This window comes from Lentzea jiangxiensis (genome assembly GCF_900104175.1).
Taxonomy (GTDB): domain Bacteria; phylum Actinomycetota; class Actinomycetes; order Mycobacteriales; family Pseudonocardiaceae; genus Lentzea; species Lentzea jiangxiensis.
The window spans coordinates 67,614-88,828 of sequence record NZ_FNIX01000002.1; the positions used below are offsets into that span (position 1 = coordinate 67,614).

Below are 21,215 nucleotides of genomic sequence, written 5' to 3' on the forward strand. Positions count from 1 at the left end.
AGGCCCGTGACGGACTTCAAGCTGCCGCTCTACGGCGCTGACACCGAACGCGGCGACCTCGCTCCCTGAGCCGCTCCCGTTCCTCCGCCACCCCCACCTCCGCCCTGCCAGGGAGCTTCGCCATGCGCTCGTTCGTCCACGCCCTGCCCAAAGTCGAGCTGCACGTCCACCTCGTCGGGTCCGCCGGCCTCGACACCGTCCTGGAACTCGCCCGGCGCCACCCGGAGGCCGGGGTGCCGACGGACCGCGCCGAGCTGGAGCGCTTCTACGCGTTCCGGGACTTCGACCACTTCCTGCGGGTGTTCTGGGCCGTCCAGTCGATGATGAAGGGCCGCGACGACGTCCACAGCCTCGTCGTCGGTCTCGCCCGTGAGCTGGCCAGGCAGAACGTCCGGTACGCCGAGGTCACCGTGACGCCGTACAACCACCTGGTGGACGGCCTGTCCGGTGACGAGGTGCTGGCGGGCCTGCAGACCGGTCGCGCCGAGGCGTCGGCGCTCGGGGTCGAGCTGGCGTGGTGCTTCGACATCCCGGGCGAGAAGGGCTTGGCCGCCGGCCGGGAGACGCTCGCGTTCGCGCTGTCGGAACGTCCGGAGGGCCTGGTCTCCTTCGGGCTCGGCGGGCCGGAGGCCGGTGTCGGCCGAGCCCAGTTCGCGCCCTTCTTCGACGCGGCGCGGGAAGCCGGTCTGCACAGCGTGCCGCACGCGGGGGAGACCACCGGCCCGGAGACCGTCTGGTCGGCGGTGCGGGACCTGCGGGCCGAGCGGATCGGCCACGGCACGAGCTGCGTCGAGGATCCGGCGCTGGTGGAACACCTGGTGCACAAGGGGATCGCGCTGGAGGTGTGCCCGACGTCGAACGTCCGGACGCGGCAGGTGGCGTCGATCGAGGCGCACCCCGTGCGGCGGATGCTCGACGCCGGGGTGGTGGTCACGCTGAACACCGACGACCCGCCGTTCTTCGGCGCCACGCTGGAAGGGGAGTACGTGGCCGTGGCGGAGGCGCTCGGACTCGGCCACGCGGACGTGGCCCGGCTGGCCGAGAACGCGGTGCTGGCCTCGTTCCTGCCGAACAGCCGCAAGACCGTTCTGCTGGAGGAGATCGCAGGCGTGCTCGCGTCGATCCGGTAGCAGCAGCCGACAGTCCACTTCGGACGGATTTCGGCGCGCCGCCCGGATCTGACGGGCCAGACGGCGCTGCGGTGCGTGACCGTCCGCACCGGTGGAACCGTCCGTCTTGGCGATGGACACCGCCGGTGCGGGCGAGGATCGTGCTGGACGTGGAGCAGGTCGTCGAGGTGACGGACTTGGACGCGGCCAACGAGGTGTTGAACGCCGCTTATGGCCAGATGCGGCTCAACCGCGGCATCGAGCACCCGCACATGTGGATGTCGTCGCGGATACACGGGCAGATGAGGTTCGACCAGCTGCACGGGAGCATCAGACTCGAGGTCAGCGTCGACCCGATGCAGAACTACGTCTTCGGGCACACGGGTGCGGGGATGGTCTACTACGGCTCGGGCGGCGAGGACCGCTACTGGCTGCCCGGCGAGTCGTTCCTCACGGCACCACCCGACAGCAGGTTCATCGGGGCGGTCTTCGACCCGCGGCTGTCGACGGTGACGCTGCCCCGGCCGGTCGTCGACGAGGTGGCCGACGGCGTCCGGTTCGCGGGCTTCCGGCCCCTCTCGCCCGAGGCCGGTGCCGCGTGGTGGTCCACCTGCGTGCACCTGCGCGACGAGGTGCTGCCGCTGTTCGGGGACCACCCGCTGGTGTCGGCCAACGCGACCCGGTTGCTGGTGTCGGCGACGCTCGCCGCGTTCCCGAACAACTCGCTCGGCGGCCCGCCACCGTCCGATCGGCGCGACGCGCACCCTCGGACCGTGCGTCGCGCCATCGCGTTCGTCGAGGCCAACGCCGCGAATGACATCACCGCCGCCGACATCGCCCGCGCCGCGCGGGTGTCGATCCGGGCGGTCCAGCTCGCGTTCCGCCGCCACCTCGACATGACACCGATGGCCTACCTCCGGCGCGTGCGCCTCTCTTGCGCGCACGCCGACCTGCGTGCGGCGAACGGCACCGTCACCACGATCGCCGCACGCTGGGGCTACGCCCGTCCGAGTGTCTTCGCGGCCCACTACCGCGCCGCGTACGGGGTTGCGCCGTCGAAGACGCTGCGGTCGGGCTGAGGCACTTCGTTTTCCCGGGCGCCGCTTCGTTCCCGCTGCTATCGACCGGGCCCCCGGTGCGGTGAAGTGGTGGTGTCCCGTCCAGGGAGGCGAAATCTGATGACCACCTGTGACACCACCCCGTTCGCCGTGCGGACGCAACGCTCCGGCACCCGCTTCGTGGCCACGTGCCACGGCGAGCTGGACATGACGACCTGCGAGGTGTTCTTCGCCGCCGTGCTGCCCGGCATCACGGACACCACCACCGACCGCGTGCAGGTCGACCTCGCCGAGGTGACGTTCCTGTCCGCGAGCGGCCTGCGCACCCTCCTGCTGCTGCTCTGCGCCGCGCACCGCAACGGCAAGTCGTTCGAGCTGCACCACCTGCGGCCCCAGGTGCGCCGGGTGCTCGACCTGTTCGGCTGCACCACCTTCGCAGCGGGCCTTGTGTGGGAGGCAACCATGTCGCCGGGAGGCCGCCGTCACTAGCTTGACCAGCTATGTTGCTGCCCCTGGTCCTGGTGCTCGCGCTGACCCCGCCGACGTCCGCGATGACGGTGCCCGGCGCCGAGCACCAGCAGCTCACCCACCTCGCCGACCTCACCACCACGGGCCTGGTCGCCACCGGTCACACCGACCCGGCCGACTGGGCCGGCCTCACGAGCGCCGCCCTGCCCGTGCCCGGCGCCGTCCCGGGGATCCAGATCGACGGCTACTTCCCGGACACCTCCCGCACCAACACCAACCACGGCTGGCACGACTCCCAGTTCGTGGTCAGGCTCCCGGACCGCTGGAACGGCGGCCTGGTCGTCACAGGCGCACCGGGCGTCCGCGAGCAGTACGCCAACGACCGCGCCATCTCCGACTGGGTCCTCTCCCGCGGCTACGCCTTCGCCTCCACAGACAAGGGCAACACCGGCGCCCAGTTCTACCGCGACGGCCGGGCGGTGGAGGAGTGGAACCACCGCTTCACCCAGCTGACCCTCGCCGCGAAGAAGGTCGTGTCCCAGCGCTACGGCCGCGCCCCGCGCCGCACCATCGCCACCGGCATCTCCAACGGCGGCTACCTCGTCCGCTGGCAGCTGGAGAACCGCCCGCACCTCTACGACGGCGGCGTGGACTGGGAAGGGACGCTGTGGACGGTCGCGGGCCCGAACCCGCTGACGTTCCTGCCGCCCGTGCTCCGCGCCTACCCGGCCTACCTGGCGGGCGAACCGGGCGCGCACGAGGCGATGGTCGCGGCGGGCTTCCCGGCGGGCACGGAGTTCCTGTGGGACTACCACCACCGCTATTACTGGGACCTGACGCAACGCATCTACCGCGAGGAGTTCGACCCCGGTTTCGACGGGGCTCTGGAGGCTGGCGTGCCGTTCTGCGCTTCCGGGACGCCCGCCTGCGACGCGGACTACTCGTACTCGGATCGCCGCCGGGTCGCGGGGCCGGCGGTGTCGCGGGTCGCGTTGACGGGGAAGGTGAAGAGGCCTTTGCTGACCGTGCACGGGACCTATGACGTGTTGCTGCCGATCAGCCAGGACTCGGACGTCTACGCGGGGATGACGCCCGACCGCCTGCACCGGTACTACCGGGTCGAGCAGGGAACCCACGTCGACGGGCTCGTGGACGCCTACCCGGATCGGTTGAGGCCGTTGGCGCCTTGCCACCGGGCGGCTTTCACGGCGTTGGAGCGGTGGCTGGACGGGGTGCGGCCACCGGCTTCGGCGACGCTGCCCAGGCCCGCTGACGTGGCCACCTGTCCGTTGTCGTGATCCAATCGGGGACGTGACCACCATCGAGTACGTCCTCGGCGACATCACCGAGCAGGAAGTCGACGTGATCGTCAACGCCGCCAACTCCTCCCTCCTGGGAGGCGGCGGCGTGGACGGCGCGATCCACCGCAAGGGCGGCCCGGAGATCCTCGCCGAGTGCCGCGAGCTCCGGGCGGGGCACTACGGCGGTGGGCTCAAGACCGGTCAAGCCGTCGCCACCACCGCGGGCAGGCTCCGGGCGCGCTGGGTCGTGCACACCGTGGGTCCCGTGTACTCACCCACCGAAGACCGCTCCGCTCTCCTAGCTGCCTGCCACCGCAACTCCCTCCGGGTGGCGGCGGACCTCGGCGCGCACACCATCGCGTTCCCCGCCATCTCCACCGGCATCTACCGCTGGCCGGTCGAGCACGCCGCCGAAATCGCCCACGAGGCAACGAAAGACGCCCCGCTGGACCTGATCAGGTTCGTGCTGTTCGACCAGACCGTCTACGACGCCTACGCGCGCCCGTAGCCGTGGTCCGGGCCGGACGTCACCGGGCCACGGTGCTTTCCCTGACCAGCAGGGAGAACGGGGTCTGGACGTCCTCCAGGGCGTCGTCGCGGGCCTCGACCCGGCGGTGCAGCAGGTCGACCGCGGCGCGGGCGATGGCGGTCTTGTCGGGGGCCACGGACGTCAGGGACGGGGAGCTGTAGGCGCTTTCCTCGTTGTTGTCGAAGCCGACGACGGCGAGGTCGGAGGGCACCCGGACGAGGCGTTCGGCGGCGGCTCGCATGGCACCGATGGCGAGGAGGTCGTTGAAGCAGAACACCGCGTCCGGTGGGGTGCTGAGGTCCAGCAACGACTTCATCGCGGCGGCGCCGTCGGCGCGGTGGTAGTTCAGGGCCGGCACGACCAGCTCGTCGACGAACGGCAGGGAGGCCTCCTCGAGGGCGGTGCGGTAGCCCTCCAGGCGCAGGGCGGCGGTGCCTCGGTGGGGGTGGGCGCCGATCGCGGCTATGCGCGTGCGTCCCAGCGAGATCAGGTGCTTCACGGCGGTCTGGGCGGCGGCCACGTTGTCGATGCCGACGCGGTCGATCGGGACGTCGACGGCGTGCTCGCCGAGCAGGACCGCGGGCACTGACAGCTGGAAGTCGTCGTCCTGCAGCGCCTCCGGGCTGAGGATCGCGGCGTCCACCAGGTGCGGGCCCAGGGACGCGAGCGCCGAGCGTTCGCCCGCGAGGGTGCCGAAGGTCTGCTCGATGAGCACGTTCCACTCGTGCTCCTGGGCCGCGGCGATGACGAGGCCGGCCAGCTCCGCGAAGTAGGGGATCGAGAGCTCGGGCAGGACCAAGGCGATGAAGCCGGTGCGGCCGCGGCGCAGGTTGCGGGCGCCGAGGTTGGGTCGGTAGCCGGTCGCCTCCAGCGCCTCCTCGACGCGGCGGCGGTTGTCCGGTTTCACGAACGAGTAGCCGTTGACCACGTTCGACACGGTCTTCACCGAGACGCCCGCCAGGCGAGCGACGTCCTTCAGCGTGGCCAACACAGCCTCCTGGAAAAAGGTACCGGGAAGAGTACCGGGAAGTCCTCAGTCTTTACATCGTTGGAACAACGATGCAAATCTAGCGCCTGAGAGCGCGTCCACGCATAGCCCGGTGTAGGAGCCAAAGATGTCTCGCTTACTGCTCGTCGCTGTCGCCGCCCTGCTCGTGACCGGTTGCACCGCGAGGGAGAACCCGCAGACCACGACCAGTGGCGGGCCCGCCGCCAGTGCCGCGCAGAACCAGGCGTCCGGTCCGGGCTGCTCGCGCGGCAGGTCCGGGTACCCGCAGGTGGACCTCAAGGGCGCCGTCGTCGGCTTCTCCCAGTCGGAGAAGGAGGCCAACCCGTTCCGCACGGCCGAGACGCAGTCGATCAGGGACGAGGCCGCCAAGCGCGGAGCCGAGCTTCTCTACACCAACGCGCAGAGCGACTTGAACAAGCAGATCAGCGACATCAAGTCGCTGATCGACCGCGGCGCGAAGCTGCTGGTCGTGGCGCCGCTCAACTCCGACGGCCTGCAGCCCGCGTTCGACGCGGCCAAGGCCAAGCAGGTGCCGGTCGTGACGATCGACCGCAAGGTGACCTCGCAGCCGTGCACGGACTACCTGACGTTCATCGGCTCGGACTTCGTCGAGCAGGGCAAGCGCGCCGCCCAGCAGATGATCAAGGCGACCGGCGGCACCGGCAAGGTCGCGATCCTGCTCGGGGCGTCGGGCAACAACGTCACGGTCGACCGCACCAAGGGCTTCAAGGACGGCATCGCGGGCACCCCCGGCCTCACCGTGGTCGCCGAGCAGACCGGTGAGTTCGACCGGTCGAAGGGCCAGGCCGTGATGGAGCAGCTCATCCAGAGCAACCCGGACATCACCGCTGTCTACGCCGAGAACGACGAGATGGGCCTCGGCGCCGTCACCGCCCTCAAGGCCGCGGGCAAGCAGCCGGGCAAGGACGTCAAGATCGTCTCCGTCGACGGCACGCGCAACGCCGTGCAGCTCGTCGCGGACGGCAGCTACACCGCGGTCGTCGAGTCCAATCCGCGCTTCGGCCCGCTCGCGTTCGACACGCTGGAGAAGTTCGGCAAGGGCGACGAGATCCCGAACACCATCGTGATCTCCGACGACGAGTACGACACCACCAACGCCGCGCAGAAGCTCGCCAATGCCTACTGACACGCCCACCGGCCCCGTCATCGAGGTCGCCGGCGTCACGAAGACCTTCGCCGGCGTCCGCGCCCTCGGCGACGTGGACTTCACCCTCGCTCGGGGTGAGATCCACGCGCTGGTGGGGGAGAACGGCGCCGGCAAGTCGACGCTGATCAAGGTCCTGACCGGCATCCACACCCCGGATGCCGGCCGGGTCACCCGGAACGGGCGGATCTCCACGATCTACCAGGAGGTCAACCTCGTCCCGCTGATGAGCGTGTCCGCCAACCTGTTCCTCGGCAGGGAGCCGCGCAGCCGGTTCGGCCTGATCGACCGCGCCCGCCGGGACGCCGACGCCGCGGAGCTGTTGCGCGGCTACGGCATCACGGCGGACGTGCGCAGCCCGCTCGGGACGCTCGCGGTCGGCGAGCAGCAGATGGTCGCGCTCGCCAGGGCGGTCGAGGCCGACGCGGACGTCGTGATCATGGACGAGCCCACGTCGTCGCTGGAGCCGCGCGAGGTGGAGACGCTGCTCGGCGTCGTGCGCACGCTGCACGAGGCCGGGATAGCGATCATCTACGTGAGCCACCGGATGGACGAGCTGTACCGGATCTGCGACACGGTCACGGTCCTGCGCGACGGGCGGAACGTGCACAGCGGCCCGTTGCGGGACCTCCCGCGCATCGAGCTGGTCTCGCTGATGCTCGGCAGGTCGGTGAAGGAGATCGAGAGCCACGGCACCACGGCGTTCGGCGAGAGCCACCACGCCGACGCGCAACCGGTGCTCGAGGCGCGGAACCTGAGCAGCAAGCCGCGCATCAACGGGGTCAGCGTCTCGATCCGGCCCGGCGAGGTCGTCGGCCTCGCCGGCCTGCTCGGGTCCGGCCGCACGGAGACCGCGAAGGCGATCATCGGCGCGCTCCCGATCGACGGCGGCACCGTCGTCGTCGCGGGCGCACCGGTGGCGCGCGGCGTCAAGGCGGCCACCAGGGCGGGCATCAGCATGCTCGCCGAGGACCGCAAGACCGAGGGGATCATCCCGAACCTGTCCGTGCGCGAGAACATCGTCCTCGCGGCGCTGCCGAGGCTCAGCCGGTTCGGCGTGGTCAGCAGGGCGAAGCAGGACAGGATCGTCGGCACGTTCGTGAAGCGCCTGCGCATCAAGGTGTCGAGCCCGGAGCAGAAGGTCTCGGAGCTCTCCGGCGGCAACCAGCAGAAGGTGCTGCTGGCCCGGTGGCTGTGCACCGAACCGAAGATCCTGCTCCTCGACGAACCGACGCGCGGCATCGACGTCGGCGCCAAGGCCGAGGTGCAGGCCCTGATCGACGAGCTCGCGCGGGAGGGTTTGGCGGTGCTGTTGATCAGCTCCGAGCTCGACGAGCTGCTCGACGGCGCGGACCGGCTCGTCGTGCTGAGGGACGGCACCGTCGCCGGGGAACTGGAAGGAGACCGGCTCACCCGTGAGCACGTGCTCGAGGCCATCGCGGCGGAGGTGACCGATGACGCTGAAAGCCACTAGAACGGCCGCACGAACGCGGTGGTTGCAGGACAACGGCGTCTACGTCGCCGTTGGCGTGCTGCTGCTGTTCAACGCCCTGTTCACGGCGAACTTCCTGACGCTGGGCAACGTCACCACCCAGCTCGTGCAGGCGGCACCCGTGCTGATCGTCGCGCTCGGCATGGCGCTGGTGATCGGCACCGAGGGCGTCGACCTGAGCGTCGGCGCGGTCATGGCGCTGGCCGCCGCGATCATCCCGCTGTACCTGGGCGCCGGACCGCTCGTCGCGATCACGATGGCCCTGGTGGCGGGCGTGCTCGCCGGGGTGTTCAACGGCTTCCTCGTCGCCAGGGTCGGCATCCAGCCGATCGTCGCGACCCTGGCGCTCCTGGTGGGCGGGCGCGGCCTGGCGCTGGTCATCGCGGACGGCCAGCTCGTCCAGCTGCACGACCCGGCGTTCCTCGCGCTCGGCACCGGCGACGTGCTCGGCGTCCCGATCAGCGTGCTGGTCGCGGGTGTGCTGGCGGTCGCGGTGGCGGCGTTGACGAACCGCACCACGTTCGGCCGCCAGCTCGTCGCGATCGGCGGCAACCGCAAGGCGGCCACCCTGGCGGGGCTCCCGGTCACCCGGGTGCTGATCGGCGTCTACGCGATCTGCGGCGTGCTCGCCGCGGTCGCGGGCGTGCTGGCCACGTCGAGGCTGTCCGCCAGCGACCCGGCCGACATGGGCCTGCTGATGGAGCTGTCCGCGATCACCGCGGTGGTCGTCGGGGGGACCCCGCTCACCGGGGGCAGGGTCCGGGTTCTCGGCACGGTGTTCGGCGTGGTCCTGATGCAGCTCGTCAGGGCGACGCTGATCAAGCACGACCTGCCGGACTCGATCGCGCAGATGATCCAGGCCGCGATCATCATCGCCGCCGTCTACGTGGCACGGGAGCGCCGATGACCACCACCGCCACACCGGCGAACACCGCCGCGGTCCCGGCCGGGGCGTCGCGGACGAAGGTCCTGCAACGCCAGGGCGCCGCCGTCGCGCTCGCGCTGGTGGTCGCGGTGTCCTGGCTGGTCTTCCCGCGCTTCGGCAGCCTCGACAACCTGCGCGACCTCGCGCTGCAGGGCGCGTTCCTCGCGGTCATCGCGCTCGGCATGACGTTCGTGATCATCACCGGCGGCATCGACCTGTCCGTGGGCTCGGTCTACGCCCTGGGCGGTGTGCTCGCGGCCTGGGGCTCGCAGCACGGGTTCCTGGTCGCGTTGCTGCTGCCGCTGGTGGTGTGCGGGCTCATCGGGCTGGTCAACGGCCTGCTGATCGCCCGCACGAACATGGCGCCGTTCATCGTCACGCTGGCGTCCCTGCTGTTCGCGCGCGGCCTGCTGCTCGTCATCACCGACGAGGGCGCCACCACCTACCAGATCCCGCCGGACAGCGCGTTCGTCGAACTCGGTCGCGGCACCGTCTTCGGCTTCGGCTACCCGATCTTCGTCGCGGCCGTGCTGTGCCTGCTGGGCGGGGTCGTGCTGAACCGCACCAGCTTCGGGCAGAACGTGTTCGCCACCGGGGGAGCCGAGCAGTCGGCCGTCCTCATGGGCGTGCCGATCGCCAGGACGAAGGTCCTCGTCTACACGACGAGCGGCACGCTGGCAGGCCTCGCCGGCGCCCTGACCGCCGCCTACCTGCAGTCCGGCGTCACGGTCATCGGCGTCGGCCTCGAACTCGACGCCATCGCCGTCGTCGTCATCGGCGGCACCCTGCTGACCGGCGGCATGGGCACGGTGCTCGGCACCGTGATCGGCGTCGGCCTGATCAAGGTCATCCAGAACGTCATCAACCAGATCGGCACGCTCGACAGCAACTACCAGTCGGTGGTCAGCGGCGTGTTCCTCCTGATCGTCGTCGTCCTGCAACGAATACTCCGGAGATAGGAGCATCATGACCAGACGCGTCCTGGGCGTATTGGTCGGCATCCTGATCACATCCACCTTCCTCACCCCCACAGCGCACGCGGCGGAGTGGGTCCCCAAGACCCCTCCGCTGTCGACGCCCTGGACCTCCCAGGTGTCGCCGGCGAATGCGCTGCCCGAGTACCCGCGTCCGCAGCTCCAGCGCCCCGAGTGGCAGAACCTTAACGGTGTGTGGGAGTTCGCGGGCGCACCGGACCTCGGCAACCCGCCGATCGGCAGGCCACTGGCCGAAGGCGTCCTCGTGCCGTACCCGATCGAGTCCGCACTGTCGGGCATCAAGCGGCACGAGGACAACATGTTCTACCGCCGGACCTTCACCATTCCGTCTACTTGGAACGGTCGCAACGTCAAGCTCAACTTCGGCGCGGTGACCTGGGAGACGCGCGTCTGGGTCAACGGCCGGCAGGTCGGCACGCACACCGGCGGCTTCGACGCGTTCTCGTTCGACATCACCTCCGCGCTCCAGGCGGGCACGAACGAGATCGTCGTCGGCGTGCACTCGCCGGTCGACGGCAGCCGGTACCCGATCGGCAAGCAGCGCCGCAGCCCGAGCGGCATCTTCTACACCGCCGCGTCGGGGATCTGGCAGACGGTGTGGCTCGAACCGGTGCGCGGCGCGCACATCACGCGGCTCGACACCACGCCGAACGTCGCCGCGGGCGCTCTCGACCTGGTCGTGCAGGGCACCGCGGGGCAGGCCGTCACCGCCGAGGTGCTCAGCGGCGGCCAGGTCGTCGGCAGGCAGACCGGCACGACCGGCACCTCGCTGCGGGTCCCCGTGCCGAACGCCCGGCTGTGGTCGCCCGACGACCCGTTCCTCTACGACCTGCGCGTGACCCTGGGCAGCGGTGACTCCGCCACCGGCTACTTCGGCATGCGCTCGCTCGGCAAGGCGGTGGTCGGCGGCGTCATGCGGCCGTTGCTCAACGGGAAGTTCGTCTTCCAGAGCGGCACGCTCGACCAGGGCTACTGGCCGGACGGCATCTACACCGCGCCGACCGACGCGGCCCTGAGGTGGGACCTCGAACGCCAGAAAGCACTGGGGTTCAACATGGTCCGCAAGCACATCAAGGTCGAACCGGCGCGCTGGTTCTACCACGCCGACCGGCTGGGCCTGCTGGTGTGGCAGGACATGCCGTCGCTCGACGCGGTCGACGAGGTGCCGAACGGGCGTGCGAACTACGAGTCCGAGCTGCGCCGGATGATCGACCAGCTCAAGGGCATCACGTCGATCGTGCAGTGGGTGCCGTTCAACGAGGGCTGGGGCGAGTACGACGCCGGCCGGATCGCCGACCTCGTGCGCTCGATCGACAACACCCGCCTGGTCAACCACAACTCGGGGTCCAACTGCTGCGTCTCGGACCCCGATCCCGGCAACGGCGACGTCATCGACGACCACCACTACCAGATCTCCGCGAACACCCGGCAGCCCGACGCCAACCGGGTCGCGGTGCTCGGCGAGTTCGGTGGCCTGGGCCGCAGGGTCGTCGGCCACGAGTACCAGCCGGGTGCCGGATTCGCCTACGGAGCCCTGTACCCGGACGAAGCGTCGCTGACCAAGCGCTACGAGGAGGTCATCAAGCAGGTCCAGCGGCTGGTCCACACACGCGGGTTGTCCGCGATGGTCTACACCGAGCCCTACGACGTGGAGAACGAGGTCAACGGCTTCTACACCTACGACCGGCGCGTGCTGAAGATGACCGAGTCGCGGGTGCGGGCCGTCAACCTCGGGGTGCTCGCCGTCGCGCGCGGCACGGCGGTGAGCCCCGACGACGTGGTGTCGTTGCGCGTCACCACTTCCGGCTACACGAACCGGTACCTGCGCCACCAGGACTCGCTGGCCCGCACCGACGTGGTCAGCACCGACCTCGGCAGGCTCGACGCCACGTTCCACCCGCGTCCCGGACTCGCCGACGCGGCCTGCCTCTCGTTCGAGTCGCGGAACTTCCCCGGCCGGTTCCTCAGGCACAGCAACGGTCGCATCCGGACCGACGTGAACAACGGCACGATCGCGGCAGACGCCACGTTCTGCGCGCGGGAAGGTTCGGGCGGCACCGCGCTGGAGTCCTACAACGTGCGCGGTTCGTTCGTGCGGCACTACAACGAGGGCGTGCACCTGGCGCGCTCCGGTGGCCCGAACCCCTGGGACACCGCGAGCTCGTTCGCCGCGGACACCACGTGGGCGGTCGGCACAGGCCTGTGGCGCAGCGGCGCGGACCTGCCCCTCGACCAGGCGCGGTCGTTCCGGGTGACCACGCCCGGCTTCGCGGACCGCTACCTGCGGCACCGGGAGTCGTTGGCGCGCACGGACGTCGTGACCGGCACGAGTGACGCGCTGACGAAGGGCGACGCGACGTTCGTGGTGCGCCGCGGGCTCGCCGACCCGACCTGCTACTCGCTCGAGTCGCGCAACATCCCGGGGCAGTTCCTGCGGCACGCGGACTTCCGCGTCCGGCTCGGCAGCAACGACAACACCGACGTGTTCCGCCGCGACGCGACGTTCTGCGCGCAGCAGGGCAGTGGAGGCGTGCGGCTGGAGTCGGTCAACGAACTGGGCACGAACATCCGGCACTACCAGGAGGAGGTCTGGGTCGCCTCGAACGGAGGCGCGCACGTCTACGACAACCCCGTCTCGTACGACCAGGACGTGAGCTGGGCCGTCAGCTCGCCCTGGACGCCGTAGGGGAGATGGCCGCCGCCTGGGGACGCGTGCGTCCCCAGGCGGTGTCAGGTGAACAGGATCCGCTTCGCCACGGCCTTTCCCGGCGGGGTGCGCAGTGCGTTGAAGGCGAGCTCGGCGAGACCCGGCCCGCGCACGAGCGACAACCCGCGCCGCAGCAGGGACCTGCCGCGGTACCGGCGCCGCAGGGCCGCCGCGTCGTAGTGCTCCAGCACGTACCTGTTGCCGCTGCGCAGGTAGTCGAACGTCACCGACGCGGCGAGCTCGGACATCCGCATGCACGGGTCGAGCCCGCCCGCCGTGAGCGGCGAGACCGCTCCGGCCGCGTCCCCGACCAGAAGACCTCGCGGCGACACGATCCTGCGCAGCAGCCCGCCGACCGGGATCGGCCCGCCCCGGCGCTTGACCGGGCCGGCGGGCTCCGGCGTCGGGAAGCTGTCGCGGAAGCGCCGCAGCAGCTGGGGGAGCGGTGCGCCGAACCGGTCGGCGCGGCCCGCCAGCCCGACGTGCGCGTGCTCGCCGTCGTCGATGACCCAGGCGATGTAGCCGGGGGCGAGCCGGGGGTCGACCACGCAGTGGAACGTCGGCACCGAGCCGGTCCTGACCGGGTAGACCTCCTCGATGCCGGTGATCAGCTGCCGGTTGACGTCGAGGCCGAGGGTCTTCGCCACGGTGGACCGCGCGCCGTCCGCGCCGATCGTGAACCGCGCCTTCGTGGACCTAGCCGGGTAGCTCGCGTTGAGGCGGACCTGCGCGCCCGCGCGTTCGGCGTCGCGGACCGCGGCGGCGTAGATGGCCTCCATGTCACCGACGCGGAACTCGTCACGGGCGCTCACGAGCTCGACCGGTTCCCGCAGAGATGGCGGGTAGAGGAGCACGCGCCGCACCGCCGGCCCGAGGTGCGGCAGCTCGTAGTCGTCGAGCGTGTGCCGGACGAAGATGCCGGTGGTGCGGATGCCGGTCTCGAGGCTCGTCCTGCGCTCGCACACGGCCACGTCGAGCCCCGCGCCGGCGAGCAGCCGCGCGGTGTTGAGGCCGGCCAGCCCGGCGCCGACCACGAGCACGTCCACGGTGTCCATACCGCATGACGCTAGATCCGGGTACGGTCCGGATTTCCGCCTACGGCCACACCTTCACCGGATCTGCACCGGATCTCCACAGGTGTGGCGAGGTGGCTGTGCTGCCGCGTCGCGCAGACGTGAGTGCGATGGCGTTCGCCGGGAGCGACCAGTACCGGCTCGTGGTGCACATGCCACCTCGTCGAAGGGCACCACGGTGTGCCGGAATGAACAGAGGGTGTTCCCAGAAGGCCTTCCACAGGCGAGAATTACCCGTGTGGGGGATGTACACGGACGAACTGTCGAGAGCAGGGCCGGCGTGGCCGCCTTCCTGGCCGGCGTGTGGCTGGTCGCCGCGCCACCGGTGCTGCACTTCGGCGCTTCGCTGCACGCTTTCCGGCCGTACTGGTGGCCCATGGGCCTGGCCGTCGTCATCATGCTGCTCGGCATGGTGCGGGCGATGGCGCCGCTGGACGTGCCGTTCATCCAGCCGGTGACGATCGCGCTGGCCGGGTGGCTGATCATCGTGGCGCTGCGGCCGGCGGAAGGCGGCGTGTGGGCCGTTTGGCTCAACCAGCTCGTCGTGGCGGGCATTGTCGCGCTGTCCGCCGGGATCGCGTTGTTGATCAGTCTGCGCCGTTGAGGTCGTGGCGCGGTCCGCGGTGCTCGTCACCGCGTCGACCGGCCGCGGTCAGGCTTCGCGGGCACTGCTCCGCGTCGTCTTCGTCACTCAACTTGATAGTCAAAGTTAGTGACTATACGGTGGAGGCATGACGGAGAAGAAGATCGTGGCCGTGGTCGGGTCGACCGGTGAGCAGGGCGGTGCGGTGGCGCGGGCGCTGCTGGCCGACGGGGAGTTCGCGGTGCGCGCGCTGGCCCGCGACCCCGAGTCCGCGGGAGCGCGCAAGCTCGCCGCGCTCGGCGCCGAGGCCGTGGCGGCGGACCTGTACGACGTGGAGAGCCTGCGGAAGGCGTTCGACGGGGCTTACGGCGCCTACCTGGTGACGCCGTTCTTCACGCACATGTCGCCCGCCAAGGAGTTGGAGGAGGTGCGCAACCTCGTCGCGGCGGCCGACGGGGTGCGGCACGTCGTGTGGTCGACGCTGGAGGACACCCGCGAGGTCGTGCCGCTCGACGACGACCGGATGCCGACGATCGAGGGGAGGTACAAGGTCCCGCACTTCGACGTGAAGGGCGGCGAGGCCGACCCCCTGTTCGAGCAGGCCGGCCTGCCGACGACGTACCTGCGGCTGTCGTTCTACTGGAACAACCTGCTGCGCGGCATGGCCCCGCGCCGCGCCGAGGACGGTTCGCTCGTGCTGTCGCTGCCGATGGGGGAGAGCCGCCTGTCCGGCATCGCCGCCGAGGACATCGGCAAGGCCGTGGTGGGCATCCTCCGCGACCCGGCGACCGTCGGGCGGACGATCGGTCTCGGCGTCGAGCACCTGACCGGGCAGGAGGTCGCGCGGGCGTTCAGCGAGGTGCTGGGCGAGGAGGTCGTCTACCGGCCGATCCCGCACGACGACTACCGCGCCCTCGGGTTCCGCGAGGCCGTCGAGATCGGCAACATGTTCCAGTACTACGCCGAGTTCGACGGGCACGTCCTGGCGCTGCGCCCCACCGCCGAGACCCGGGAACTCGTGCCGCAGTGGCTGACGCTCAAGGACTTCCTCGCCGCGCACCGCGACGAGGTCGTGCTCGGCTAGTACGTGCGGGCGATCTCGTCGAACACGGCCTTGAACTCCGCGAACCGCTCCGCGCCGACGAGCTCGGCGAACCGCCCCTCGATCTCACCGACGATCCTCCTGGCCAGCACCATCTCCGCGCGGCCCCGCTCGGTGGGCACGACGAGCTTCGCGCGGCGGTCCGCCGGATCAGGCTGGCGGATGACGTAACCGAGGGTCTCCAGCTCGTCGATCAGCGTGCCGATGACCTGCTTGTGCTGCCCGGAGCGTTCGGACAGCTCGCTCGCCCGGCTGCCGTCCGCGCCGAGGTGGGCCATGACGGCGCCGTGCCGCGGGCGGAGCTGTCCGTGGCCCGACTCGGAGAGACGGGTGAAGAGCTCCTTCTGGAACCCGGAGAGCAGGTGCGCGGAAAGGACGCCGACGTCTGGCATGGCGACGATGGTAACGCGGGCGGACGGGTCGTCCGAAGAGGACGGACGGGTGGCCCGTCCCGCGGCGGGCCACCGGGGGTCGGCCTTGCGGCTCGTACAGGCTGAACGGCGTGCCCTGGTCGTCGGTGCAGTGGGCGATGCGGCCGACCTCCGGCACCGCCTGGACGTCGTCGGCCTTGCCGCCCAGCTCGGCGACCCCGAGCACGGACGCGTCGATGTCCGCGTGTGCAAGTGGATCCGCGGCTGGGTGGGCCGGGTGTGCCTGGCCGCGCCGGCGCCGGCCGCGCCGTTGGTGATCACGTGGTGGTCCTCGCCCATCGGGCTGGTGTCCCAGCCGAACACCCCGGCTTAGAAGGTCCGCGCCCGCCCGGTGTCGTCGGCGGGCAGTTCGAACCAGTTGACCTGTCCGGACATCTCGATCGCTCCTTCGGCGCGGTCGGTGTGGCGAGCGGGGAGCCCGGAACTCGACATCAGGTCCGCAAATTCCTCGTGCCCTGGTCGAAGTGGTCGAGGGCGGCACCCACGGCGGCGGCGACGGTCACCTCGAAGATCTCGTCCTCGGTGTGTTCCCGCGCCAGCCGTGCCACGTCCTCGTCGGTGATCCGGTGGGAGGCCGACCGGACCGTTGCGGCATAGGAACCCCACGCCTCTCCGGCGGCCGCCGCACGGCGCAGTGCGACGGGCGTGCGGGCGGGGGTGTCGAGCACGGCACGGCGCAGCTCTTCGGGACCACCGGCGCCCGGACCGGTGAGCAGGCGCGGGAACCGGTAGCCGAACCTGTGCAGCGACCGGGTGCCCGACTCGAGCTGGCCCGGCCGCAGTGCGAACCCGAAAGCGTTCGCGAGCCGGTTCACCACGTGGAAGACCAGGCTGACGTCCAGCGCTTCCGCCAGAGCGGTCCGGGACACAGCTCCGGGAGGGGACAGGGTCTCCAGGAACCGCGAGGCCGCGACGAGCTCGGGACGCGGCGGCGACGGGTCTCCGGCGATCTTCAGCAGTTCGGCGTGCGTGGTCGCGCAGAAGGGGCACCGCAGGAGCTCGGACGTGCTCCGCGCCAGGTGCTCCCGTTCGCCCGCCGTCCAGGACGACGGTCCGCGCATCGTCCTGGCCGTGAGGTCGAGGAACACCGCGCCGAAGAACTCCGGGCGGTACAACAGCGCCTTCGGCACGTCCGACATCGGAACGCCCGACACCAGCCTGCTGAAACCGAAGAACAGCCGCACCGCCGGCCGGTGACCGCGGTCGAGCACGTCCAGCCTCATCAGGACAGCAAGCTCACGATCATCACCCGGACGTGCTCCCAGCACCGTGACGGCCTTGCTCTTTTCGCGGACCTCTCATCAATGATCTGCATCGGTCCACCCTCCGATCGTCGGTCCCGCACCGCGCCAATGGATGTAATCATGCCGCGTCGAGTGGACTGAACGAGTTGCTCCACTCGGCCATCCCTGCACCGTTAGGAAGTCAACATGGCGAACAGCCTCCGTCGGCGCGCGTTCCGCGTGTCGTTGCTCGCGGTCGTGGCCGCATCGGGTGTGGCGGGACTCTCCACCCCCGCCCAAGCCGAGCCAGGGGAGTCCGCGGCGATCCTGCACGCCGCGCCCGGCCAGACCGTGGTGAAGGACCGGTTCGTGGTGGTGTTCAAGGACACCACCGTGGGAACCGCAGCCGTCCGAACGACCGCGGACAACCTGCTCAGAGCGCATGGCGGGCACCTCCGCCACACCTACGACAGCGCACTGCGCGGTTTCTCCGCGGACATGACCGAACAAGCCGCGCAGGCCGTGGCGAAGAACCCGAACGTCGCCTTCGTCCAGCAGGCCTACGAGGTCAAGGCACTCGACACCCAGACCAACGCCACCTGGGGCCTCGACCGCGTCGACCAGCGCGACCGCCCGCTCAACGGCACCTTCACCTACCCCGCCAACCCCGGCCAGGGCGTGCGGGTCGTCGTGATCGACACCGGCATCAACGCGAGCCACGCCGAGTTCACCGGCCGCGTGGCCGCCGGGTACGACTTCGTCGACAACGACTCGAACCCCAGCGACTGCAACGGCCACGGCACCCACGTCGCGGGCACGGCGGCGGGCCGGACCTACGGCCTGGCCAAGGCCGCGACCATCTCCGCGGTCCGCGTGCTCAACTGCCAGGGCAGCGGCAGCAACGACGACATCATCGCGGGCATCAACTGGGTGAAGAACAACGCGCCGCGCCCCGCCGTCGTCAACTACAGCATCGGCTGTTCGCAGCGCTGCTCGGACCCCGCGACCGACCAGGCCGTCAAGGACCTGATCGCCAGCGGCGTGCAGTTCGTCCAGGCTGCGGGCAACTCCAACGACGACACCTGCTACTACAGCCCGCAGTACGTCAGCGCCGCCATCACGGTGGGCAACTCGACCAGCACGGACACGCGCTCCAGCTCGAGCAACTGGGGGAGCTGCGTCGACATCTTCGCGCCCGGCACGAGCATCACCTCGGCCTGGCACACCGGCACCACCGCCACCAACACCATCACCGGCACCTCGATGGCCTCGCCCCACGTGGCGGGCGCGGCGGCGATCTACCTCGGCCAGAACCGCGCGGCGACGCCCGCCCAGGTCCACGGCGCGCTGGTGAACAACGCCTCCACCAACAAGCTCACCGGCATCAACACCGGCTCGCCGAACCGCCTCCTCCACACGGCGTTCATGAACGGCACCACCCCGTCGCCGACGTGCCCGGCGGTCACCAGCACCACCGACGTCACCATCCCGGACAACACCACGGTGCACAGCAACATCGGCATCTCGTGCACCGGGAACGCGTCGGCCGGCAGCACCGTCACCGTGGACATCGTGCACACCTACCGAGGTGACTTGGTGATCGACCTGGTCGCCCCGGACGGCAGCACCTACCGCTTGAAGAACTCCAGCGACAGCGACAGCGCTGACAACGTTTCCGGCACGGCGACGGTGGACCTGTCCGGCGAAGCCCGCTCCGGCACCTGGCGCCTGCGCGTCCAGGACATCGCCACAGGCGACACCGGCTACATCAACAGCTGGACGCTCCAGCTGTGACGTGACACCGCCGCACGCGGCGGTGGTGCGAGCGCGTGTGAGGCACTCGGCTGCTGCGAACACCGAGCCGGGCGCCTCACACGCGGGCCGGTCCGGCCGCGCTGCAAGCGCCGCACCTCAGGCCGTGCCGGGACTTGTCGACCCGTTCCACGTCGGGTCCTCCCGGCGAAGCCGCCGAGCGGGCGAGGCAGAGCTCGGCGTTGTTGCGCGCCGCTCTGGTCGGTTGAAGGGCGGCGAGGCTGTGATCACCGCCTTCGCGGCGGCGCTTGACACTCGGCACACCTGTCGCGATGGCGTGCGGCTCTTCGGCGGCTCGTGTCGGACAGCAGTCTCGCGCGGTCTTCTGCTTGGTCCGAGCGTTCATCGCGACGGCATCGTGCGAGCGGATCGCGGACTACCTCCGCTCGGCTGAGAAGGCACCCGCCCGAAGCCGCGTAGTACTCATGGTGGGAGAACTACCGTGAGGCCATGATCGATCCCCATGCCAGGCGTCGCTGGCCGGCGTACACCCTGGCGCTGCTGTTCCTCGGCTACGCCGCCGGCAAGGCGGTGTTCGCCGCGCAGTCCCGGCTCGGTTTTCCCGGCGGCCCGCCCGTGTCGGAGGCGGAGACCGAGGCCTACCTCCTCGACCCCGCTCTCGCCCAGTGGTTCGCGACCGCGTCGGGCCTGATGGGTGCGGTGATCGCCCTCGCCACCGTGACGGAGTGGGGGCTGCGCACGGTGCCGCGGCCGCTGATGCTGGTGGTGCTCACCGGACTGGCGCTGGCCGTCCTGGGCGGCGCCGGGATCATGGTGCTGGACGGGTTCATCGGGCTGGGCGTGGGCTGGCGGTGGTACCACGGCCTCCTGGGGCTCGCGGTGGGCGCGCTGTGCGTGGAGATGCTGCGGTCCTATGTGAAGGCGACGAACCGTGTCGCGGCCTGACGGCGGGCGATGGGCCGGGTACGGCGCAGCGGCGTGCGCGGCTGCCTACGGCTCGATGAAGCTGGCACAGGCGTTGGGCGCCAACGCTTTGGCGGACAAGGATCCGTTGCCACCCCATCTGCGCGAACGGCTGTTGGCCCGCGACCCCTTCTTCGTGACCAGCCATTGGGTGCTGGCCGGCGCGGCGGTCGTCGGTGTCGTGGTCGCGCTGGCCACCGTCCGCGGCGGGCCGGTGCCGCGCCTGCTGCGGCTGATCTGCTGGACCCTGGCCGTCTTCATGATCACGCGGTCGATCGGCTTCGTCGGCTGGGGGATCGTCGGTGACGTCCTGACGCTGACCGGCCTTCGCCGGCCACCGGCCGAGCACGCCGAGCTTGCCCGCATGCTGGCCCGATGGGATTTGCTGCTGTGGTCGCCGTTCTTCCTGCTGTGGGGCGGGTGCTGGGCGGTCGCGGGGTGGCGGCTCGGCCGGATGCGCCGCGCACGGGCGGCGGGTGCTCCGGACCGGCAGCGCGTACTGGATCTCCTCGAACCGGGGGAGCGGCACCGGCTCCGGCGCGGAACCGGACGATAGCGACGGCGCGGAGAGCACCTTGCTGTCCGATGTGGACTCCATTCGAGCGTCCGTCATACGCGCTCGCGGACAAGACGGGGTCGACCTCGTAGGTGCCGCGATCCGTCAGAGGAGCTGTGGTGGCGTCCAGTGCTGTCCGAGATGTTCCCGCGCGCCGAGCCCGCTCGTCCGTCCACAGCGGCGTGGACATCGCCGTCCAGTGGGATGAACACGCCGTACGCCGAGGAATGAGCGGAGGAAGAGCCAGGCTCCGAATCGGCGAACCCCGCGGTTGTGGCGGCGGCGTGTCAGGGCAGGGTGCGCAGCAGGTCCGTCAGGTGGGCGATGTTCTCTGCGCCCACACGACTGGCCAGGGCTTGTTCATGGGCGGTGGCCAAAGCTTCCAGCCGGCTCAACCTGGTGTGGCCCAACGCGGAGACGCCCACCACGACACGACGGCGGTCCTGCTCGGACTGTGAGCGGTACAGCAAGGCCGAGTCGGCGAGCGCGTCCACCACGCGGGTCAGGGTCGGGTGGGGGATCTCGACGGCGGCGGCCAGGTCGCCCATCGTCCGTTCCTGGGACGCCAACGCGCGCAGCACCCGCCACTGGTCGACCGTGAAGCCCTCCTCCTCCAGGACCGCGCCCAGGTCGCGGACCAGCGCGCGCCGGGCTCGGGTCAGCAGGTCGACCAAGTCCGCACGGGCGACCTGGGCGTCGTGCTGACCAGCCATGACGAGCCTTCCTCCGCGAGTCTGGACACCGAGCATACTG

At 70.5% G+C, this 21,215-nt stretch carries 22 protein-coding genes; 16 read left to right on the forward strand and 6 right to left on the reverse strand.

What is annotated here, in order from left to right; genetic code table 11:
* The first annotated feature begins 122 nt into the window (after positions 1 to 122).
* From add to BLQ91_RS08145, 5 genes are all read left to right on the forward strand, one after another.
* Positions 123 to 1,130, forward strand: coding sequence for an adenosine deaminase (gene add, locus BLQ91_RS08125; RefSeq protein WP_090096141.1), 1,008 nt, complete (start codon positions 123 to 125; stop codon positions 1,128 to 1,130).
* Between the two features lie 125 nt (positions 1,131 to 1,255).
* Complete coding sequence (locus BLQ91_RS08130) at positions 1,256 to 2,188, forward strand: helix-turn-helix transcriptional regulator (RefSeq protein WP_245733271.1); 933 nt, start codon at positions 1,256 to 1,258, stop codon at positions 2,186 to 2,188.
* A 99-nt stretch (positions 2,189 to 2,287) separates the two neighbouring features.
* Positions 2,288 to 2,656, forward strand: coding sequence for an STAS domain-containing protein (locus BLQ91_RS08135; protein ID WP_090096142.1), 369 nt, complete (start codon positions 2,288 to 2,290; stop codon positions 2,654 to 2,656).
* 11 nt (positions 2,657 to 2,667) lie between these two features.
* Complete coding sequence (locus tag BLQ91_RS08140; protein ID WP_218130180.1) at positions 2,668 to 3,933, forward strand: tannase/feruloyl esterase family alpha/beta hydrolase; 1,266 nt, start codon at positions 2,668 to 2,670, stop codon at positions 3,931 to 3,933.
* Between the two features lie 13 nt (positions 3,934 to 3,946).
* On the forward strand, positions 3,947 to 4,444 hold the full coding sequence (locus tag BLQ91_RS08145) for an O-acetyl-ADP-ribose deacetylase (protein WP_090096143.1): 498 nt from the start codon (positions 3,947 to 3,949) through the stop codon (positions 4,442 to 4,444).
* 19 nt (positions 4,445 to 4,463) lie between these two features.
* Here the strand turns inward: BLQ91_RS08145 and BLQ91_RS08150 are convergent, their stop codons facing one another.
* Complete coding sequence (locus BLQ91_RS08150; RefSeq protein ID WP_176959628.1) at positions 4,464 to 5,456, reverse strand: LacI family DNA-binding transcriptional regulator; 993 nt, start codon at positions 5,454 to 5,456, stop codon at positions 4,464 to 4,466.
* A 124-nt stretch (positions 5,457 to 5,580) separates the two neighbouring features.
* Between BLQ91_RS08150 and BLQ91_RS08155 the strand changes: the two genes are divergently transcribed.
* From BLQ91_RS08155 to BLQ91_RS08175, 5 genes are read left to right on the forward strand one after another with little or no spacing between them, the layout of a single operon-like run.
* Complete coding sequence (locus BLQ91_RS08155; RefSeq protein WP_090096144.1) at positions 5,581 to 6,621, forward strand: ABC transporter substrate-binding protein; 1,041 nt, start codon at positions 5,581 to 5,583, stop codon at positions 6,619 to 6,621.
* Complete coding sequence (locus BLQ91_RS08160; protein WP_090096145.1) at positions 6,611 to 8,113, forward strand: sugar ABC transporter ATP-binding protein; 1,503 nt, start codon at positions 6,611 to 6,613, stop codon at positions 8,111 to 8,113. The genes BLQ91_RS08155 and BLQ91_RS08160 overlap by 11 nt, the downstream gene beginning before the upstream one ends.
* Positions 8,094 to 9,038 carry an ABC transporter permease gene (locus BLQ91_RS08165; protein WP_090096146.1) on the forward strand — a complete coding sequence of 315 codons (945 nt, stop codon included), beginning with the start codon at positions 8,094 to 8,096 and terminating at the stop codon, positions 9,036 to 9,038. The genes BLQ91_RS08160 and BLQ91_RS08165 overlap by 20 nt, the downstream gene beginning before the upstream one ends.
* On the forward strand, positions 9,035 to 10,015 hold the full coding sequence (locus BLQ91_RS08170; RefSeq protein WP_090096147.1) for an ABC transporter permease: 981 nt from the start codon (positions 9,035 to 9,037) through the stop codon (positions 10,013 to 10,015). The genes BLQ91_RS08165 and BLQ91_RS08170 overlap by 4 nt, the downstream gene beginning before the upstream one ends.
* 7 nt (positions 10,016 to 10,022) lie before the next feature.
* Positions 10,023 to 12,737, forward strand: a complete 2,715-nt coding sequence (locus BLQ91_RS08175) for an AbfB domain-containing protein (protein WP_090096148.1) — start codon at positions 10,023 to 10,025, stop codon at positions 12,735 to 12,737.
* A 44-nt stretch (positions 12,738 to 12,781) separates the two neighbouring features.
* Here the strand turns inward: BLQ91_RS08175 and BLQ91_RS08180 are convergent, their stop codons facing one another.
* On the reverse strand, positions 12,782 to 13,813 hold the full coding sequence (locus BLQ91_RS08180) for an FAD-dependent oxidoreductase (protein ID WP_090096149.1): 1,032 nt from the start codon (positions 13,811 to 13,813) through the stop codon (positions 12,782 to 12,784).
* Positions 13,814 to 14,111: 298 nt separating this feature from the next.
* Here BLQ91_RS08180 and BLQ91_RS08185 point away from each other — a divergent pair, with 298 nt between their 5' ends.
* Entirely contained in the window at positions 14,112 to 14,435 is a 324-nt protein-coding gene (locus tag BLQ91_RS08185; RefSeq protein WP_090096150.1) for a hypothetical protein, read from the forward strand.
* Positions 14,436 to 14,562: 127 nt separating this feature from the next.
* Positions 14,563 to 15,498, forward strand: coding sequence for an NmrA/HSCARG family protein (locus tag BLQ91_RS08190; RefSeq protein ID WP_090096151.1), 936 nt, complete (start codon positions 14,563 to 14,565; stop codon positions 15,496 to 15,498).
* Here BLQ91_RS08190 and BLQ91_RS08195 read toward each other — a convergent pair.
* Positions 15,495 to 15,908 carry a MarR family winged helix-turn-helix transcriptional regulator gene (locus BLQ91_RS08195; protein WP_090096152.1) on the reverse strand — a complete coding sequence of 138 codons (414 nt, stop codon included), beginning with the start codon at positions 15,906 to 15,908 and terminating at the stop codon, positions 15,495 to 15,497. The genes BLQ91_RS08190 and BLQ91_RS08195 overlap by 4 nt on opposite strands.
* Between BLQ91_RS08195 and BLQ91_RS41095 the strand changes: the two genes are divergently transcribed.
* Entirely contained in the window at positions 15,907 to 16,260 is a 354-nt protein-coding gene (locus tag BLQ91_RS41095; RefSeq protein ID WP_176959629.1) for a hypothetical protein, read from the forward strand. The two genes, BLQ91_RS08195 and BLQ91_RS41095, sit on opposite strands and share 2 nt — an antisense overlap.
* Here the strand turns inward: BLQ91_RS41095 and BLQ91_RS43305 are convergent.
* Positions 16,257 to 16,379 carry a VOC family protein gene (locus BLQ91_RS43305; protein WP_281199316.1) on the reverse strand — a complete coding sequence of 41 codons (123 nt, stop codon included), beginning with the start codon at positions 16,377 to 16,379 and terminating at the stop codon, positions 16,257 to 16,259. The genes BLQ91_RS41095 and BLQ91_RS43305 overlap by 4 nt on opposite strands.
* Positions 16,379 to 17,170 carry a carboxymuconolactone decarboxylase family protein gene (locus tag BLQ91_RS08205; protein ID WP_090096153.1) on the reverse strand — a complete coding sequence of 264 codons (792 nt, stop codon included), beginning with the start codon at positions 17,168 to 17,170 and terminating at the stop codon, positions 16,379 to 16,381. Before BLQ91_RS08205 ends, BLQ91_RS43305 begins: the two co-directional genes overlap by 1 nt.
* Positions 17,171 to 17,377: 207 nt before the next feature.
* Between BLQ91_RS08205 and BLQ91_RS08210 the strand changes: the two genes are divergently transcribed.
* The 3 genes from BLQ91_RS08210 to BLQ91_RS08220 all read left to right on the forward strand — a co-directional run bounded on the left by BLQ91_RS08210 (position 17,378) and on the right by BLQ91_RS08220 (position 20,462).
* Complete coding sequence (locus BLQ91_RS08210; protein ID WP_090096154.1) at positions 17,378 to 18,964, forward strand: S8 family serine peptidase; 1,587 nt, start codon at positions 17,378 to 17,380, stop codon at positions 18,962 to 18,964.
* 468 nt (positions 18,965 to 19,432) lie between these two features.
* Complete coding sequence (locus BLQ91_RS08215; RefSeq protein WP_090096155.1) at positions 19,433 to 19,888, forward strand: hypothetical protein; 456 nt, start codon at positions 19,433 to 19,435, stop codon at positions 19,886 to 19,888.
* Positions 19,875 to 20,462, forward strand: a complete 588-nt coding sequence (locus tag BLQ91_RS08220) for a DUF3995 domain-containing protein (protein ID WP_218130181.1) — start codon at positions 19,875 to 19,877, stop codon at positions 20,460 to 20,462. The genes BLQ91_RS08215 and BLQ91_RS08220 overlap by 14 nt, the downstream gene beginning before the upstream one ends.
* Before the next feature lie 287 nt (positions 20,463 to 20,749).
* Here the strand turns inward: BLQ91_RS08220 and BLQ91_RS08225 are convergent, their stop codons facing one another.
* Positions 20,750 to 21,175, reverse strand: coding sequence for a MarR family winged helix-turn-helix transcriptional regulator (locus BLQ91_RS08225; RefSeq protein ID WP_245733272.1), 426 nt, complete (start codon positions 21,173 to 21,175; stop codon positions 20,750 to 20,752).
* Positions 21,176 to 21,215 lie beyond the last annotated feature (40 nt).